Origin of the sequence: Sphingobium sp. JS3065 (genome assembly GCF_026427355.1) — a bacterium.
Lineage (GTDB): Bacteria > Pseudomonadota > Alphaproteobacteria > Sphingomonadales > Sphingomonadaceae > Sphingobium.
The window spans coordinates 639,480-657,917 of sequence record NZ_CP102664.1 but is presented as its reverse complement, the minus strand read 5'-3'; the positions used below and the strand labels follow the sequence as shown (position 1 = coordinate 657,917).

The window sequence follows — 18,438 nt, the reverse complement described above, 5'->3', positions numbered from 1 at the left end:
AGCAGTTTGTTGCATTTCCGCAACATTTACCCTTCGACAACCCTGGTTTGGGCGACATGTCGGCAACAGTAGCTAATAAAAATGGTTAATTTTGGGGCAAGCCTGCGCGCGGCGGTTGCATAAGAACGGCAACACTGTTTTCCTCATGATCAATTGCAGTTTGGGGGCTCAGATGATTGATTCCGGGCGATTTAATTCCGCGCGAGAACATATGGACGATCTTAGTCCCGCCCATCTGCCGGCGGATGAGGATGCGGGTCTGGCTTCCGTTACGGAAAGCACAGCTTCGACGCAGGAAATCGGCACGTCGACCATGTTCGACCTGGGCCAGATCGACGTAAGCTGGGACGCGGCGGCCGCCACTCTCTGGGCTTTCATGACGCCCGCGAATCGGCCCAATTTCAGTCCGGCGATGCTGCGCGACGTCCGTCACTGGTATGTGGAGGCCAAAAGGCTGTTCGACGCGGGCAAGTTGCCGATCAAATATATGGTGGCGGGATCGCGCTTTCCGGGCGTGTTCAACCTGGGCGGCGACCTGGAACTGTTCGCCGGATGTATCGAGCGCGGCGACCTGCCCGGCCTGGTCGATTACGGCCATGCCTGCATCGATGTGGTGCACCGCACCTGGCGCAACGGCGACCTGCCGGTGATCTCGATCGCGCTGGCGCAGGGCGATGCGCTGGGCGGCGGGTTCGAGGCGCTGCTCTGCTTCGATGTCGTGATCGCGGAGCGCAGCGCCCGCTTCGGCCTGCCTGAAATGCTCTTCGGCCTGTTCCCCGGCATGGGGGCCTATTCCATCCTGGCGCGCAGGCTGGGGCGGCTGACGGCGGAACGGATGATCCTGTCGGGCAAGGTCTACAGCGCGCAGGAAATGTACGACATGGGCATCGTCCATACGCTGGTGGAGGATGGCGAGGGCGAACAGGCGGTGCGCGACTATATCGCGTCCAGCCTGTCCCATCATGCGGGCCATGTCGGCGTGTTCCAGGCGGGGCGGCGCGTCGATCCGCTGGAATATGAGGAATTGAAGGACATCGTCGAAAATTGGGCCGAAACCGCGCTCAAACTCGACTTGAAGGATGTGCGGATGATGCGCCGCCTGGCTACCGCCCAGACCCGACTGCACAGATAGGATCAGGCGCGCCGCCGGTCCTGTGGCATGGCCACGGCGCCGCTGGCCTCGTCCATGCGCCGCATCATCTCCAGCACCTGGGCGGCGGGCACCGGCCGGCTCAATATGAAGCCCTGGACATTGGTGAACCCCATTTCCCTGGCGCAGCGCAATTGATCCTCCGTCTCTATGCCTTCCGCCACCGTCTCCACATCCAGCGCATGGGCCAGATAGGCGACCGACTGGGCGATAGCGCGATGGCGTGAATTGCCCTCCACGCCGCGCATGAAGCTCTGATCGACCTTGATCGTGTCGAAGGCATAGTCACGCAGATAGCCGAGCGAGGAATAGCCCGTGCCGAAATCGTCCAGCGCCAGCCGCAGGCCGATCCGCTGCAAGGCGGACAGGATCAGGTTGGTCCGGCCGCTATCCTCCAGGAAGATCGATTCGGTCACTTCCAGTTCCAGGCGGCGCGCCTTCAACCCCGACTGCATCAATGCCGAAATCACGGCGCGGGGCAGGCCATCGCTCTTGATCAGCACCGGGGAGATATTGACGGCGACGCGGACATTCTCATCCCATTCCATCGCATCCTGGCAGGCGCGCTCCAGCGCCCAGGCGGTGATCGGCTCGATCATCGAACAGCTTTCCGCGATCGGAATGAATTCCGCCGGGGAAATGCGGCCGAGCGTCGGGTGATCCCAGCGCATCAGCGCCTCGCAGATCGTGATCCTGCCCGTTTCCGTGTCGAAGATCGGCTGATAATGCAGCACCAGCTCTTCATTGGCCATGGCGCAGCGCAGGCCCATTTCCAGGTCGTAAGTGCGGTTCTGCCGCTCCTTCATCGTCCAGGTGAACTGCGCATGGCGGTTCCGTCCGGCATTTTTCGCCTGATACAGGGCCATGTCGGCATGCTGGAGCAATTCCTCGCCGTCCTGTCCGTCCTCCGGCGCGACGGCGATGCCCATGGAGGCGGTCACGCCCAACCGATAGCCGCCAACCTCGAAATCATGCGCGAATTCCGCCATCACGTCGCCCGCGATCTGCTCCGCCGCGGGCCGGTCGGCGCCGGGACAGATCAGGACGAACTCATCCCCGCCGAAGCGCGCGACATGGCCCCGCCCGTCCAGTGCATGAGACAGCCTTTCGGCGACCCTGCGCAGAAGCTGGTCGCCGATCATATGCCCCAGGGAATCGTTGATTTCCTTGAACCGGTCCAGGTCCATCCAGAACACCGCCATCGCGATCTGGTCGGATCGTCGTCCGTCGAACAGTTCGCGCAGCCGCATCTGCATCGCCATGCGGTTTTCGACGCCGGTCAGGCTGTCGAACCGGGCCAGCCGCTCGAACTTGATGGCGAGTTGGGATTTTTCATATTTGCCCTGCATCGCCTCCAGTACGATGCGATGCGTCGTCTTCGTGATGTCCGCCATGGCGAAGATCATCAGGAAACAGAGGATGCCGAGCACCGTATAGCCCAGCCCACCTGAAAGGATGAGGCCCAGCGAGGTGGGCAGCAATGAAAGGCAGGTCTGGCCGACCGCGACCTGGATGCGCCCCGCATTGCGGCCGGAAATCCCGCCGGAATAGGAGGCTACCAGGCACACGGCCAGTACGTGCAGCTTAGCGTCATGAGACAGCAGCAGGGTCGCGAATGTCAAAATCCCCAGCAGCGCCGCATAGCACCAGGCGCCCAGTTCATAGGCCAGCCCCCAGATCGGCTGAGTGCCACCCCCCTTATGGGCAAGCTGGCGCTGGAAATAGACGGCGGAGATCGACCGGCTGAGTCCGACCAGGCAGATCAGGACGGCAATGACGGTGATGGCGGTGATTCGCGCATACCAGGCGATGACCAGCCCCAGCGCCCCGCCCGCCACCGCGCCGATCATCAGCGACGCCGGGGAGGCATAGAGCGATTTGACGAGATTCGCCTGCACTTCAGCGCTTTGCTGAGTATCCGGCGTCATGCGCCCCCGCAGTAATGCGATCAAGTTTCGTTCAGGGCGTGGCACGTCATCGCCACCATTGCCCAAACATGATTTCCATTTGGTAAATCGCACTCGCCAAGACGGGCCTGGGAAGCCGATTGTTACGCAATCGAGCGATTTTCGCGGCCAGTCCGTCGGGCAACGATGGGATAGGCTTGCTTTCCCCGCATCTTAGCCGAAAATAGGGTCACTATGCCGCATCATCCCCTGCATCGTCCGGTCTGGAACGCCCTTCATGGCGGCTGGCAGCGATTGGCCCAGGGGGATGGACGGGCGTTGCGCATCGATCCGCGCTACGGCCCCTTCGCCGCAGCCGCGGATGACGGGGCGGCGGCGCAAACCGCGCTGGCCGCTCTCGTGCCGGACAATGGCGAGGCGTGGATCGTGGAACCCGATGCCCCGACGCCGCCACCCGGCACGCGCCTGGTGCGCGAAGCCGTGTTGGCGCAGATGGTGGCGGAAGAGATTTTGGGGGACGCCGCGCCGGTTGAAGCCATCGTCCTGACGGACGCGGATGCAGAGGAGATGCGCGCCCTTGCCCTCATGACGAAGCCGGGGCCGTTCCTGCCCCTCACCCACCGGCTTGGCCGCTTCATCGGCATCAGGGAACAGGGCAGGTTGATCGCCATGGCGGGCGAGCGGATGCGCATGCCCGGCTTTGCCGAAGTCAGCGGTGTCTGCACCCATCCCGACCATCGCGGGCATGGTCATGCGAAACGGCTGATGCGGACCGTCGCCAAAGCCATGCTGGAACGGGGGGAGACGCCCTTCCTCCATGCCTATGCCGCGCATGAGGCGACGGTCGCGCTTTACGAGACACTTGGCTTCCGCGTGCGGGCATGGATGCACATGATGGTGATCGCTCCAGGCTGAATCGGCGCCCCGGCGAAATCCTCAGCCGATATGCGTCCACCGCTCCAGCGTGATCCAGCCTTCGACATAATTGGCGTAATAAAGACCGAACGCCACCGCCGACAGGATCGTCGCCCGGATGGCGACCATGCCGGGCCGGAAATTGCTGGGCGCGCTGTCCGCCTGCCCCGTCAGCAGCGCCTCGCCCGTTTCATCGGGCGTGCGAAGGCCGAAGGGCAGCACGATGAAGGCGCTGATCACCCAGAACAGCACATAGATGGCAAAGATGGCGTACCAGTTCATAGGCGTCAGGCTTAGGCTTGAATGAGCAGCACGTCCACCACCGGCTTCTTGCCGGTCCAGCGCGTCGCCGTGCGCCGCACCGCCAGCCGCACCCGCTCGCGCAAGGCGTCCTCTTCGCGCGATCCCTTGGCGACCGCGCTGGCGGCTTCATCCGCGGCTTCCTCCAGAAAGGCCGCCTTGTCCTCTTCCACCGGTACGCCCTGGGTGCGCAAGGCCGGCGTGCCGATCACCCGCCCCTTGCCATCCATCGCCACCGCGACGCTGATCTGGCCGTGCAGCGCGATCTTGCGCCGTTCGTTCATGGTCGATCCGTCCGCCGGCAGGATGACGTCGCCGTCCAGCACCAGCCGTCCGGTCGTTTCCTGACCGATGATCTGCGGTCCGTTGGGGGCCAGACGCAACAGGTCGCCATTGGACTGCACCACGGCGGAGGGCACGCCGCTTGCCAGGCCCAGCCGCGCCTGTTCGGCCATGTGCCGCCGCTCGCCATGCACGGGCAGCAGGATCTGCGGCCGCACCCAGCGGTACATGGCTTGCAATTCGGGCCGCCCCGGATGGCCGGAGACATGCACCTCCGCCTGGCGATCCGTCACCATCAGCACGCCCTTGGCCGCCAGCGCGTTCTGGATGCGCCCGATGGCGATTTCATTGCCCGGAATCTGCTTGGAGGAGAAGACGACCAGATCGCCCTCGTCCAGCTTGATCGGATGGCTGTCGAAGGCGATGCGGGACAGGGCGGCCCGCGCCTCCCCCTGCCCGCCGGTTGCGATGATCATCACCTCATTGTGGGGCAGCGCCATGACATCGTCCCAATCGACGGTCGGCGGGAAATCCTTGAGATAGCCCGCCGTCCGCGCCGTCGAGATGATCCGGTCGAGCGACCGCCCCGCCACGCAGAGCTTGCGCCCCACCGCGTTGGCGACCTCCCCCAAGGTTTGCAGGCGCGCCGCGTTGGAGGCGAAGGTCGTGACCAGCACGCGCCCCTTCGCGCCCTTGATCGTTTCCATCAGCCCTTCGCGCACATCGCCTTCGGACCCGCTGGCTTCGGGGTTGAAGACATTGGTGCTGTCGCACACCAGCGCCAGCACGCCCTCATCGCCGATCGCGGTCAATTCCGCCGGGGTGGAGGGCTGGCCGAGAAGCGGCGTCTCATCCAGCTTCCAGTCGCCGGTATGGAAAATCTTCCCATAAGGCGTGTCGATCAGCACCGCATTGCCTTCCGGGATGGAGTGGGCCAGCGGCACATAGCGGAAGCCGAACGGCCCCAGCGCGAAGCTGCCCTCATTGTCGATGACGTTGAGTTCGACCTCCCTGCTCAGCCCCTCTTCCTCCAGCTTCAGCCGGATAAGGCCCGCGGTGAAAGGCGTCGCATAAAGCGGCACGCCAAGATCGGCGGCGAGATAGGGAATGGCGCCGATATGGTCCTCATGCCCATGGGTCAGCACGATGCCGAGCAGGTCGTCCTTGCGTTCCTCGATAAAGGCGAGGTCCGGCAGCACCAGATCAACCCCCGGATAGGCCGGATCGGCAAAGGTCAGGCCCAGGTCGACCATCACCCATTTGCCCTGGCAACCGTAGAGATTCACATTCATGCCGATCTCCCCCGACCCGCCAAGGGCCAGGAAGATCAGCTCATTTCCAGGTGTCATTATGTTTTCAAACTCCGTTCATACAATGAAGCGAGGCCCAGGATCGTGAGATCGGGCGCGATCGCATCGAAAATGTCGCTATTGTCATCGAAGAGGACCGCCAGGCCCCCCGTTGCAATCACCTTGGCGGGACGGCCGATCTCCGCGCGCATGCGGGCGACCAGCCCCTCCATCATCGCCACATAGCCCCAGAAGACGCCGATCAGCATCTGCGCCTCCGTCGTGCGACCGATAACCGACCGGCTTTCCGGCGGCGCGATCGCGATCTTCGGCAGCTTCGCGGCGGCGGTCACCAGCGCATCCAGCGACAGGTTGATGCCCGGCGCGATGATGCCGCCCTTGTAAGCGCCATGATAGTCGATGACGTCGAAGGTCGTCGCCGTTCCGAAATCGATGACGATCAGGTCTTCGCGATAGAGATGGTGGGCGGCGATGGCGTTTACAACCCGGTCCGCACCGACCGAAGCCGGTTCCGCCACATCGAGTTCGATGCCCCATTCCACCGGCGCCTGACCGGCAACGAGCGCGGTCGTCTTGAAATATTTCTCCGCCAGCACCTGAAGATTATGCAGGGCGCGGGGCACGACCGTGGCGATGATCACCGCCTCCACATCGGCGATCTTATAACCCTCCAGCATCAGAAGCTGGTTCAGCCAGACCGCATATTCATCCGCCGTGCGCCGGGGATCGGTGGCGATGCGCCAGCGGGCGCGTATCTCCCGCCCCTCCAGCAGCGCGAAAACCACATTGGTATTGCCCGCGTCGATCGCGAGAAGCATGGCCTGATCCTCAGATGAGAAAGATATCGCCGGCATGAATGGCACGGCTCTGCCCATTCGCCAAGCGCAGGATCAGCATGCCGTGCCGGTCGAGGGTTTCGAAATTGCCCTCCACCGTCTCGCCATCGGGCTGCACCACCCGCATCGGCGTGCCGGTGGGATGGGCGTTGAGCAGCCAATGCGTCCGCACCGGCTCCAGCCCCTGCGCCCGCCAGATTGCGAGCCAATGGGCGAACAGTTCGGCCAGCCGGACTTGCAGTACAGCCGCATCGGCATCCGATGCTCCCTGTGCGAAGAGGCTCGTCACCGGACGGTCCAATCCGGCGGGATGCCCTGTCACGTTGATGCCGATGCCCGCGACGATGGCGTCCCCCGCCCGTTCCAGCAGGATGCCGGCGATCTTCGCGCCATCGACCAGAATGTCGTTGGGCCATTTGATCCGTGCCTGACCGGCGCACAGCGGCGCCACCAGCGCATGCACGGCGTTGGCAGCGACCAGCGCCAGCGTGTGGGGCAACGGATCGCCGTCCCGCAGGCGGATCACGGTGGAGCAGTAAAGATTGCCGTCGGGGCTTTCCCAGTCGCGTCCCATGCGGCCCCGCCCGCCGGTCTGGCGTCCGGCGCGCAGCCAGCAGCCTTCGGGAACGCCCTGCTCCGCCAACGCCAGCATGTCGGCATTGGTGGAGCCGGTTTCCTCTACGAAACGAAGCTCGGTCAGAACAGCGACGCCGCTGCCGCCGCACTCGCCTTGTCGAGCAGCGGGTTGAGGAAGTAACCGAAGACGATCACCGCCGCGCAGGCCGTCAATATGACATTCTCGACCGCCCCGCCCCGCGCTTCATAGGGCGCGGCCGGTTCGTCGAAATACATCGTCTTGATGATCTTCAGATAATAGAAGGCGCCGATTACCGACATGGCGATGCCGAAAGCCGCCAGCGCCGTCAGGCCCGCCGCGACCGCCGCGTCGAACACCAGGAACTTCGCCCAGAAGCCGAAGAGCGGCGGAATGCCCGCCATGGAGAACATGAAGATCGCCAGCGCCGCCGCCAGCCCCTTGCGCGAACGCGACAGTCCCGCAAGGCTGGCGATGGTCTCGACAGGCTTGCCGTCGGCATCGCGCATCTGGAGGATGCAGGCGAAGCCGCCGATGGTCATGACGACATAGATCGCCATATAGCTCATCGTCGCCGCCGCCCCAGCCGGTGTGCCCGCAGCCAGGCCGATCAGCGCGAAACCGACATTGTTGATGGACGAATAGGCCATCAGACGCTTGATGTTGGTCTGGCCGATGGCCGCGACCGCGCCGAACAGGATCGAGGCCAGCGCCACGAAGATCACGATCTGCTGCCAGTCCAGACCCGCCGGACCCAGCGCCTCTATCGCCACGCGGACGGTCAGGCCGATGGCCGCGACCTTGGGCGCGCTGGCGAAGAAGGTCGTCACCGGGGTCGGCGCGCCTTCATAGACGTCCGGTGTCCACATGTGGAACGGCACGGCGCTGATCTTGAACGCCAGGCCCGCCAGCACGAAGACCAGGCCGAACAGCTCGCCCTTCGACACGCCGTCGCCCAGCGCGACGGCGATGCCGTCAAACGCCGTGCTGCCGGTGAAGCCGTAGAGCAGCGAAATGCCGTAAAGCAGGATGCCGCTCGCCAGCGACCCCAGGACGAAATATTTAAGGCCCGCTTCGGAGGACCGCTCATCCTGCCGCATGAAGCTTGCCAGCACATAGGAGGCAAGGCTGTTCATTTCGAGACCGACATAGAGAGTCAGCATGTCGCCCGCCGACACCATCATCCCCATGCCGATGGCGGCGAAGAGGATCAGTACCGGATATTCGGGGCGCGGGACGCCACCGACCGAAAAATAACGCGGAGCGAGCAGGATCGCCGCCGCCGCCGCGCCATAGATCAGCGCCTTGGCGAAGACAGAGAAGGCGTCGGCGCGGACCAGCCCGTCAAAGGCCACCGGCCCATGGGCCAGCGAGCAGGTCAACGCCAGACCCGCGACGATCAGGGTGACGACCGACAACCAGTTGACGACCCGCGCCGACTTGTCGCCGCCATAGGCCGCGATCAGCATCAGGATCAGGCCGCCAGCCGTCAATATCAGTTCCGGCAGGACCGCCAGAAGGGAAGCGGAATCAATCATCAGTGCGCCTCCCCCGACGCTTCTTCATGAGACATTGCGGGTGCTTCTTCATGGTGGGCGTCCTCGACAGGCTTGGGCGCGCCCATCTTGATCTGGGAATCTCCCGCCGGAGCGGCGGGGGCGAGGCGGGCTTCCAGAGCGCGGATGTCCGGACGCATCGGCGCCAGGAAGCTCTCCGGATAGACGCCCATCCACAGCACAGCCGCGGCGATGGGCGCCAGCAGCCACATTTCCCGCATCGACAGATCGGGCATGGCCGCCGCGTCCGCATTCTTCTGTTCGCCATAGCAAATGCGGCGATAGAGATAGAGCATATAGGCCGCGCCCAGGATGATGCCCGTGGTGGCGACCAGCGCGACCCAGCTAGACGCCTGGTAAATGCCCATCAACGACAGGAATTCACCGACGAAATTGCTCGTGCCCGGCAAGCCGACCGACGCCATGGTGAACAGCATGAACAGCACCGCATATTTCGGCATGTTGATGCTGAGGCCGCCATAGCGGTTGATCTCCCGCGTATGCAGCCGGTCATAGATGACCCCGACGCACAGGAACAGCGCGCCCGACACCAGACCATGGCCCAGCATCACCATCATCGCGCCTTCCAGACCGGCCTGGTTGAAGGCGAACAGGCCGATAGTGACGATCGCCATATGCGCAACCGACGAATAGGCGATCAGCTTCTTCATGTCCGACTGCACCAGCGCGACGAGGCTGGTATAGACCACCGCGACCATCGACAGGCCCCAGACCAGCGGCGCCAACTGCGCCGAGGCTTCCGGGAACATGGGCAGCGAGAAACGGATGAAGCCGTAACCGCCCATCTTCAGCAGCACGCCCGCCAGAATGACCGAACCGGCCGTCGGCGCCTGAACGTGCGCGTCGGGCAGCCAGGTATGGACCGGCCACATCGGCATCTTCACCGCGAAGCTGGCGAAGAAGGCCAGCCACAGCCAGGTCTGGATGTGCGGATCGAAATTATAGGCCATCAGCGTCGGGATGTCGGTCGTGCCCGCTTCATGCACCATCCACATCATCGCGATCAGCATCAGCACCGATCCGAGCAGCGTGTAGAGGAAGAATTTATACGAAGCGTAGATGCGATCCGCGCCGCCCCAGATGCCGATGATCAGATACATCGGGATCAGGCCGGCTTCGAACATGATGTAGAAGAGGTAGAGATCCTGCGCCGTGAAGACGCCGATCATCAGCACCTCCATGAACAGGAAAGCGGCCATATATTCCTGTACGCGCTTCTCGATCGAGAGCCAGCTTGCGCCGATGCAGATCGGCATCAGGAACACGGTCAGCGCGATCAGCAGCAGCGCGATGCCGTCAATGCCCAGCGCCCAGGCGAAACGCCCGAAGATCGGCGCATATTCCTGGAACTGCCATTGGGCCGCACCGCCCGACTGGTCAAAGTTCATCCAGAGGATAATGCCCAGCACCAGATCGGCCAGCGTTGCGAGCAACGCGATCCAGCGGGCCTGATTGGCGCCTGCGAACAGGCAGGCGATGGCCCCCGCCATCGGCACTGCCATCATCAGGGAAAGGATGGGGAAGCCGTCCATTATCGTGTCATCGCCCAGGTTGCGGCCGCGGCGAGGCCGATCAGCATCACCAGCGCGTAGGTATAGAGGTAGCCGGACTGAAGCCGACGGGTGACTTTATTGCCCTGCACGACCAGCGCGGCCAGACCGTTGGGTCCGAAGCGGTCGATGAAGCCCACGTCACCGAACTTCCAGAAGAAGCGGCCGATGGCGAAGGCAGGCTTGACGAAGATGAAGTTGTACAACTCGTCGAAATACCATTTGTTGAGCAGGAACTGGTAGAGCGCGCTGAACGTGGCGACGAAGCGCCGCGGCCAGTCGGTATATTTGAGATATGCCAGCCAGGCGATCACCAGACCCGTCAGCATCACCGTGAACGGACCGAACTTGACCCAGGTCGGCACTTCATGAGCGGCGTGCATCAGATGGCTGTCGAACGCGAGCGCACCCTTCCAGAATTCGACGCCGCCTTCCGAACCGATGAACTGGTCGTGGAAAAGGAAGCCCGCAAACACCGCGCCCAGGCTCAGCACCACCAGCGGGATCAGCATGACCCACGGGCTTTCATGCGGATGATAACCCGCCGTGCCGGTCGGTTCGTGGCCGTGATCATCATGATGGCCATGGCCGTCATGCTCGGTTTCTTCCTCCGGCGATTCATGATGGCCGTGGACTGCGTGCTGGATATGCTCCGAAGCGGCCCAGCGCGGTTTGCCGAAGAAGGTCAGGAACACCAGACGCCAGCTATAGAAACTGGTGAGCAGCGCCGCGAATACGCCGACCAGATAGGCGCCGACGCCCGCACCGCCCGAAGCATAGGCCGCTTCGAGAATGCCGTCCTTCGAATAGAAGCCCGCGAAACCCACGCCGACGAGCGGAAGGCCGACGCCGGTGATGGCCAGCGTGCCCAGCGTCATCGTCCAGAAGGTGATCGGGATCTCCTTCCGCAACGCGCCATAGTAACGCATGTCCTGTTCATGGTGCATCGCATGGATGACCGAACCCGCGCCCAGGAACAGCAGCGCCTTGAAGAAGGCGTGGGTGAAGAGGTGGAACATCGCCGCGCCATAAGCGCCGACGCCCGCCGCGAAGAACATGTAGCCAAGCTGCGAACAGGTCGAATAGGCGATGACGCGCTTGATGTCGTTCTGCACCGTGCCCACGGTCGCCGCGAACAGACAGGTGGCCGCGCCGATGAAGGTCACGAACCCCAGGGCCGTGGGCGAGGTTTCGAACATGGGCGACAGGCGGCACACCATGAACACGCCTGCGGTCACCATGGTGGCCGCGTGGATCAGCGCGGACACCGGGGTCGGGCCTTCCATTGCGTCCGGCAACCAGGTGTGGAGGCCCAACTGCGCCGACTTGCCCATGGCGCCTACGAACAGCAGCAGGCAGAGCACGGTCATGGTGTCGAAACGGTGGCCCAGGAAACCGATGGTCGAACCGGCCATGGAGGGCGCGGCGGCCAGGATTTCCGGGATGGAGATGGTGTTGAACACCAGATAGGTGCCGAAAATGCCCATCATGAAGCCAAGATCGCCGACGCGGTTGACGACGAACGCCTTGATCGCAGCGGCATTGGCGGAGGGTTTGCGGAACCAGAAGCCGATCAGCAGATAGGAGGCGAGGCCCACGCCTTCCCAGCCGAAGAACATCTGCAACAGATTGTTCGCCGTCACGAGCATCAGCATCGCGAAGGTGAAGAGCGACAGATAGGCGAAGAAGCGCGGCTGATCCGGCTCCTCCTCCATATAGCCCCAGCTATAGAGGTGGACGAGGCTGGACACGCTGGTGATGACCACCAGCATGACCGCCGTCATCGTGTCGACCCGCAGCGCCCATTGGGCATCGAAGCTGCCCGACTGGATCCAGGTGAAGACCGGCGCCACAGTGGGTTCGGCATGGCCGGTCAGGAAGCCGATGAAGATCGGCCAGCTCATCGCGCAGGATGCGAATAGCGCGCCGGTGGTAACGATCTTTGCAGGCAGCTTGCCAAGGGCCTTGTTGCCAAGACCGGCGATGGCAGCAGCCAGCAGCGGGAGAAGGACGATAAGCTGGATCATCGAGCTTTAGCCCTTCATCCGGTTGACATCGTCGACGGCGATGGTGCCGCGACCACGGAAGTAAATGACGAGGATGGCAAGGCCGATGGCCGCCTCTCCCGCCGCGACGGTCAGCACGAACATGCTGAACACCTGGCCGACCAGATCGCCCAGGAAGGCGCTGAAGGCGACGAGATTGATGTTCACGCTGAGCAGGATCAGTTCGATCGCCATCAGGATGATGATGACATTCTTGCGATTGATGAAGATGCCCAGCACGCCCATCACGAAGAGGATCGCGCTGACCACCATATAGTGCTGAAGGCCGATCATGACGGCATCCCCTGAAACGAGGCCGTCACCCCAGCGAAAGCCGGGGCCTGAGGCCGTTGCGCGATGAGGCACGAGATGCCAGCCTGCGCTGGCATGACGCGGTTGGGATTGATCACAATTCCACCCCCTGCCCCACGGGCTGATTGACGTTGCGCACGGCATCCTGCGGACGGCGGCGGTTCTGCTTCGCGATATTCTGGCCCTTCACGCCGCCGCGGGCACGATGGGTCAGCACGATCGCGCCGATCATCGCGACCAGCAACACGATGCCCGCCGCTTCGAACAGAAAGATATAGCGGGTGTAGAGCAGCCCGCCGATTGCCTGGATGTTCGAAAGTTCCGGGTTCACCGGCGCGGCGCGCTGCGCCAGTTCGATGGGACCGGCGCTCCACAGGCCGATGCCCAGAACGATCTCCGCCAGCAGCACGAAGGCGATCAGCAGCCCGAACGGGAGGTAGTTGACGAAACCGGCGCGCAGTTCGGCGAAGTCGATGTCGAGCATCATGACCACGAACAGGAACAGCACGGCGACCGCGCCGACATAGACGATGACGAGCAGCATCGCGATGAATTCTGCGCCCAGCAGGACCATCAGGCCCGCCGCGTTGAAGAAGGCCAGGATCAGCCAGAGGACCGAATGGACTGGATTGCGCGACAATATCGTGAGCGCGCCGCTGCTCACCACCAAAATGGCGAACAGGTAGAAGGCGAGGACGTGAATCACAGGATCATATTCCCTTTGACGCCGGCGGCTTAACGATAGGGTGCATCGGCGGCAAGGTTCGCGGCGATCGCCCGCTCCCACTTGTCGCCATTTTCAAGGAGCTTGGCCTTGTCGTAGATCAGCTCCTCGCGGGTTTCGGTCGCGAACTCGAAATTCGGCCCCTCGACCACCGCGTCCACCGGGCAGGCTTCCTGGCAGAAGCCGCAATAGATGCACTTGGTCATGTCGATGTCGTACCGCGTTGTGCGGCGGCTGCCGTCCTCGCGCGGTTGCGCCTCGATGGTGATTGCCTGCGCCGGGCAGATCGCCTCGCACAGCTTGCACGCGATGCAGCGTTCTTCCCCATTGGGGTAGCGGCGCAGCGCATGTTCACCCCGGAAGCGCGGCGAAATCGGGTTCTTCTCGTACGGATAGTTGATCGTCGCCTTGGGCTTGAAGAAATATTTCAAGGTCAGCCAGTGCGCCTTCACAAACTCCCAGAGGGTGAAGCTTTTGACGTAGTAACCGAGGCTCATTGTGCGCCTCCATAGCGCGTCAGCATGAGGAAGCCCGAAACCAGGAAGACGAACAGCAGCGAGGTCGGCAGGAAAATCTTCCAGCCCAGCCGCATAAGCTGGTCGTAACGGTAACGGGGCACCGTCGCCTTCACCCAGGAGAAGACGAAGAAGAAGAACAGGATCTTGGCGAACAGCCAGACGATGCCCGGTACATAATAGAGCGGCGCCCAGTCGAACGGCGGCAGATAACCGCCCCAGAACAGGATCGCGTTCAAGGCGCACATCAGGATGACGTTCGCATATTCGCCCAGCCAGAACAGCGCGAAGGCCATGGACGAATATTCGGTCTGGTAACCGGCGACGAGTTCCGATTCCGCTTCGGTCAGGTCGAAGGGCGCACGCGCCGTTTCCGCCATGGCCGAGATCAGGAACATGATCGCCATCGGGAAGAGCAGCGGGTTGAAGCCGTTGCCGTTCAAGAAGCCATAATAGCCCTTCTGGCTTTCGACGATCTGGGTCAGGTTGAAGCTGCCCGCCCACAGGACGACGCAGATCAGGATGAACCCGATCGAGACTTCATAGCTGATCATCTGCGCGCTGGCGCGGATCGCGGAATAGAAGGGATATTTGGAGTTGGACGCCCAGCCCGACAGCACCACGCCATAGACGCCGAGCGATGAGATGGCGAGGATGTAGAGCAGGCCGACATTGATGTTGGCCAGCACCACGCCCACCTGGAACGGAATGACCGCCCAGGCCATCAGCGCGACGGTGAAGGTGATGATCGGCGCGATCAGGAACAAGGTCCGGTTCGATGCCGAGGGGATGATGGTTTCCTGAAGGAAGACCTTGGCGCCGTCCGCGAACGATTGGAGCAGGCCGAAGGGGCCGACGACGTTCGGACCGCGGCGCAGCGCCATCGCCGCCCAGATCTTGCGGTCGGCATAAATGATCATCGCCACCGCCAGCATCAGGGGCAGAGCGATCACCAAAATGCCGATGATCGTCGAAAGCAGCCAGGCGCCTTCGAACGGCAGGCCGAGATTTTGGAAGAAAGCGGTCACTCTGCGGCCTCCGCAAAAGTCTGACCATGGATCAGTTCGGCGGAGCATTGCTGCATCGTCGGGCTGGCGCGGCAGATGGCGTTGGTCAGGTAGAAATCCTTGATCGGCGAACCGAATTCGCCGGTCGCGCCGGTCGGCAGCTTTGGCGCGGACCAGCCATAATCGGCCAGACCCTCTTGCGCGAGCGCCGGAACCGCCTTCGCCATTTCAACGCGGAGAGCCTCGAAACTGTCGAAGGGCAGGGTCGCGCCCAGCACTTCGGACAAGGCGCGCAGGATCGACCAGTCCTCGCGGGCGTCGCCCGGCGCGAACACTGCCTTTTCGCCGCGCTGCACCCGGCCTTCCAGATTGACGTAGGTGCCCGCCTTTTCGGCGTAGCTGGCGCCCGGCAGGATCACGTCCGCTGCATGCGCGCCCTTGTCGCCATGGTGGCCGACATAGACCTTGAAGCTGTCGGGGAACGCCGCATAGTCGACTTCGTCCGCGCCCAGCGAGAAGAGCAGCTTGGGCTTGGCCGCCGCCACCGCCTTGATGCCGCCCTGCGTCGCATAGCCGAGCATCAGCCCGCCCATGCGCGCCGCCGCGAAGTGCAGGACGTTGTAACCGTTCCAGCCCTGTCCTGAGCCTGTCGAAGCGGCGTCCTTGATCAGGCCGAGCGTCTCGACCAGCGCCAGCGTATCGCCATGCGCACCGTCCTTCGCCAGCACGCCGCCGCCGACGATCATCGCCGGACGCGCCGCCTGGCCGAACGCCTCGACCACCGATTCCGGCAGCTTCGCCAGCAGCGAAGCATCATTGCCCAGCCATTCCACCTTGTAGGTGAGGTCGACCTGCGGGCCGAGGGCGAAGACCTTCGCGCCCTTCTTGATCGCCTTGCGGATGCGGGTGTTCACGAGCGGCGCTTCCCAGCGCAGATTGGTGCCGACCAGCAGGATCGCGTCGGCAGTCTCAAGGCCCGCCAGCGTGGTGTTGAAATTCACCGCCGACAGGCTCGACACATCATAGGCAAGGCCGGTCTGACGCCCTTCGAGCATCGAACCGCCCAGCTTTTCGACCAGCGCCTTGCCCGCGAACATGGTCTCGCAGTCGAGCAGATCACCCGCCAGCGCCGCGACCGAACCGCCATGCTTGACGGCGGCCACAGCCGCGAAAGCTTCGGCCCAGGTCGCTGCGACCAGCTTGCCGTCCTTGCGGACATAGGGCTTGTCGAGGCGCTTGCGAACCAGACCGTCGACATTGTGCCGGGTCTTGTCGCTCGCCCATTCCTCGTTCACGTCGTCATTGATGCGCGGCACGGCACGCAGCACCTGACGACCGCGGCTGTCGAGGCGGATGTTGGTGCCAACCGCGTCCATCACGTCGATGGCGTGGGTCTTCTTGAGTTCCCAGGGACGCGCTTCGAACGCATAGGGTTTGGACGTCAGCGCGCCGACCGGGCAAAGATCGACCACATTGCCCGAAAGCTCGCTCTTGGCGGCATGTTCGAGATAGGTGGTGATCTGCATATTCTCGCCGCGATAGATGGCGCCGATTTCCGGCACGCCCGCGACTTCCTCCGCAAAGCGCACGCAGCGGGTGCACTGGATGCAGCGGGTCATGACCGTCTTGACGATCGGTCCCATATATTTTTCGGTGACGGCGCGCTTATTCTCTTCGAAGCGACTGGTGCCCTTGCCATAGGCCACCGACTGATCCTGAAGGTCGCATTCGCCGCCCTGATCGCAGATCGGGCAATCGAGCGGGTGGTTGATGAGAAGGAACTCCATCACCCCTTCCCGCGCCTTCTTCACCATTTCGGTCTGGGTGAAGATTTCCTGATTTTCCGCGGCCGGCAACGCGCAAGACGCCTGCGGCTTGGGCGGTCCGGGCTTCACCTCGACCAGGCACATGCGGCAATTGCCCGCGATGCTCAGCCGCTCATGATAGCAGAAACGCGGGATTTCCTTCCCCGCCAGCTCGCACGCCTGGAGGACGGTGGCGCCCGCCGGGACTTCGAGTTCTACGCCGTCTACTTTGACCTTCGGCATGGTTACTCCGCTGCCTCCATGACGGGGGCGCTACCCTTGTTCTCATTGATCCGCCGCTCGATTTCGGGGCGGAAGTGCCGGATCAGGCCCTGGATCGGCCAGGCCGCCGCGTCGCCGAGCGCGCAGATGGTGTGGCCTTCGACCTGCTTGGTGACCTGCTGGAGCATGTCGATTTCGCTGATGTCGGCGTCGCCGGAGCGCAGCCGCTCCATCACGCGCCACATCCAGCCGGTGCCTTCGCGACAGGGCGTGCACTGGCCGCAGCTCTCATGCTTGTAGAAATAGGAGAGACGGCTGATGGCGCGGACGATGTCGGTCGACTTGTCCATGACGATGACGGCAGCGGTGCCGAGGCCTGAGCCGAGGGCGCGCAGCCCGTCGAAATCCATCGGCGCGTCCATGATCTGCGCGGCCGGAACCAGCGGAACCGACGATCCGCCGGGGATCACCGCCAGCAGATTGTCCCAACCGCCGCGAATGCCGCCGCAATGCCGGTCGATCAGTTCCTTGAAGCTGATGCCCATCGATTCTTCGACGACGCAGGGCTTGTTCACATGGCCGCTGATCTGGAACAGCTTGGTGCCCTTGTTATTCTCCCGCCCGAAGCTGGAAAACCATTCGGAACCGCGACGCAGGATAGTCGGACCCACGGCGATGGATTCGACATTGTTCACCGTCGTCGGGCAGCCATAAAGGCCCGCGCCCGCCGGGAAAGGCGGCTTCAGGCGCGGCTGGCCCTTCTTACCTTCCAGGCTTTCGATCTGGGCGGTTTCCTCGCCGCAGATATAGGCGCCCGCGCCGCGATGGACGAAGACGTCGAAATCATAACCGGAACCGCAGGCATTCTTGCCCAGGAAACCCTTTTCATAGGCCTGCTCGACGGCGGCGAAGAGGACTTTCGCCTCATAGATGAATTCGCCGCGAATATAGATATAGGCGGCGCGGGCGCGCATCGCGAAACCGGCGATCAGCGCGCCTTCGATCAGCTTGTGCGGATCGTGGCGGACGATTTCGCGGTCCTTGCACGAACCCGGCTCGGATTCGTCGGCGTTGATGACCAGGAAGCTCGGACGGCCATCCTTGCTTTCCTTGGGCATGAAGCTCCACTTCATGCCGGTCGGGAAGCCCGCGCCGCCACGGCCGCGCAGGCCGGACGCCTTGATCCGCTCGATGATCTCGTCCTGGCCGATTTCCATCAGCTTCCTGGTGTTATCCCAATCGCCGCGCTTCATTGCCGCGTCGATGCCCCAATCCTGGAAGCCGTAGACGTTGGTGAAGATGCGATCCTTGTCGGCAAGGGGTGCGATGACGTCGCTCATGCCGAAACTCCAGAACCGTTCGGGCTGAGCTTGTCGAAGCCTTTTG

The 18,438-nt window shown here is 63.2% G+C and carries 16 protein-coding genes; 2 read left to right on the top strand and 14 right to left on the bottom strand.

What is annotated here, in order from left to right; all coding sequences use genetic code 11:
* Positions 1-211: 211 nt before the first annotated feature.
* Positions 212-1,132, top strand: coding sequence for a crotonase/enoyl-CoA hydratase family protein (locus NUH86_RS03200; protein ID WP_267251241.1), 921 nt, complete (start codon positions 212-214; stop codon positions 1,130-1,132).
* Positions 1,133-1,134: 2 nt separating this feature from the next.
* Here the strand turns inward: NUH86_RS03200 and NUH86_RS03195 are convergent, their stop codons facing one another.
* On the bottom strand, positions 1,135-3,078 hold the full coding sequence (locus tag NUH86_RS03195; RefSeq protein ID WP_267251239.1) for a putative bifunctional diguanylate cyclase/phosphodiesterase: 1,944 nt from the start codon (positions 3,076-3,078) through the stop codon (positions 1,135-1,137).
* A gap of 213 nt (positions 3,079-3,291) precedes the next feature.
* Here NUH86_RS03195 and NUH86_RS03190 point away from each other — a divergent pair, with 213 nt between their 5' ends.
* Positions 3,292-3,972: a GNAT family N-acetyltransferase gene (locus NUH86_RS03190; protein ID WP_267251238.1), complete on the top strand. Its 681-nt coding sequence runs from the start codon at positions 3,292-3,294 to the stop codon at positions 3,970-3,972.
* A 21-nt stretch (positions 3,973-3,993) separates the two neighbouring features.
* Here NUH86_RS03190 and NUH86_RS03185 read toward each other — a convergent pair whose 3' ends face one another.
* The 13 genes from NUH86_RS03185 to nuoF all read right to left on the bottom strand — a co-directional run bounded on the left by NUH86_RS03185 (position 3,994) and on the right by nuoF (position 18,392).
* On the bottom strand, positions 3,994-4,254 hold the full coding sequence (locus NUH86_RS03185) for a DUF1467 family protein (protein ID WP_267251237.1): 261 nt from the start codon (positions 4,252-4,254) through the stop codon (positions 3,994-3,996).
* Positions 4,255-4,265: 11 nt separating this feature from the next.
* Positions 4,266-5,903: a ribonuclease J gene (locus tag NUH86_RS03180; protein WP_267251236.1), complete on the bottom strand. Its 1,638-nt coding sequence runs from the start codon at positions 5,901-5,903 to the stop codon at positions 4,266-4,268.
* Positions 5,903-6,682: a type III pantothenate kinase gene (locus NUH86_RS03175; RefSeq protein ID WP_267251235.1), complete on the bottom strand. Its 780-nt coding sequence runs from the start codon at positions 6,680-6,682 to the stop codon at positions 5,903-5,905. Before NUH86_RS03175 ends, NUH86_RS03180 begins: the two co-directional genes overlap by 1 nt.
* A 10-nt stretch (positions 6,683-6,692) precedes the next feature.
* Positions 6,693-7,400 carry a biotin--[acetyl-CoA-carboxylase] ligase gene (locus NUH86_RS03170; protein ID WP_267252020.1) on the bottom strand — a complete coding sequence of 236 codons (708 nt, stop codon included), beginning with the start codon at positions 7,398-7,400 and terminating at the stop codon, positions 6,693-6,695.
* Entirely contained in the window at positions 7,397-8,833 is a 1,437-nt protein-coding gene (gene nuoN / locus NUH86_RS03165; RefSeq protein WP_267251234.1) for an NADH-quinone oxidoreductase subunit NuoN, read from the bottom strand. Before nuoN ends, NUH86_RS03170 begins: the two co-directional genes overlap by 4 nt.
* A complete protein-coding gene (locus tag NUH86_RS03160; protein WP_267251233.1) occupies positions 8,833-10,404 on the bottom strand; it encodes an NADH-quinone oxidoreductase subunit M in 1,572 nt (523 codons plus the stop codon). Before NUH86_RS03160 ends, nuoN begins: the two co-directional genes overlap by 1 nt.
* Positions 10,404-12,449 (bottom strand): NADH-quinone oxidoreductase subunit L, encoded by a 2,046-nt coding sequence (gene nuoL / locus NUH86_RS03155; protein WP_267251232.1) that lies wholly within the window; start codon positions 12,447-12,449, stop codon positions 10,404-10,406. Before nuoL ends, NUH86_RS03160 begins: the two co-directional genes overlap by 1 nt.
* A 6-nt stretch (positions 12,450-12,455) precedes the next feature.
* Positions 12,456-12,761, bottom strand: coding sequence for an NADH-quinone oxidoreductase subunit NuoK (gene nuoK / locus NUH86_RS03150; protein WP_004211745.1), 306 nt, complete (start codon positions 12,759-12,761; stop codon positions 12,456-12,458).
* Between the two features lie 112 nt (positions 12,762-12,873).
* On the bottom strand, positions 12,874-13,485 hold the full coding sequence (locus tag NUH86_RS03145; protein ID WP_267251231.1) for an NADH-quinone oxidoreductase subunit J: 612 nt from the start codon (positions 13,483-13,485) through the stop codon (positions 12,874-12,876).
* A 29-nt stretch (positions 13,486-13,514) separates the two neighbouring features.
* On the bottom strand, positions 13,515-14,000 hold the full coding sequence (gene nuoI / locus NUH86_RS03140) for an NADH-quinone oxidoreductase subunit NuoI (protein ID WP_037463273.1): 486 nt from the start codon (positions 13,998-14,000) through the stop codon (positions 13,515-13,517).
* Complete coding sequence (nuoH, locus tag NUH86_RS03135; RefSeq protein ID WP_267251230.1) at positions 13,997-15,046, bottom strand: NADH-quinone oxidoreductase subunit NuoH; 1,050 nt, start codon at positions 15,044-15,046, stop codon at positions 13,997-13,999. The genes nuoI and nuoH overlap by 4 nt, the downstream gene beginning before the upstream one ends.
* Positions 15,043-17,073: an NADH-quinone oxidoreductase subunit NuoG gene (nuoG, locus tag NUH86_RS03130; RefSeq protein WP_267251229.1), complete on the bottom strand. Its 2,031-nt coding sequence runs from the start codon at positions 17,071-17,073 to the stop codon at positions 15,043-15,045. Before nuoG ends, nuoH begins: the two co-directional genes overlap by 4 nt.
* A gap of 2 nt (positions 17,074-17,075) precedes the next feature.
* Positions 17,076-18,392: an NADH-quinone oxidoreductase subunit NuoF gene (gene nuoF / locus NUH86_RS03125; protein ID WP_267251228.1), complete on the bottom strand. Its 1,317-nt coding sequence runs from the start codon at positions 18,390-18,392 to the stop codon at positions 17,076-17,078.
* Positions 18,393-18,438 lie beyond the last annotated feature (46 nt).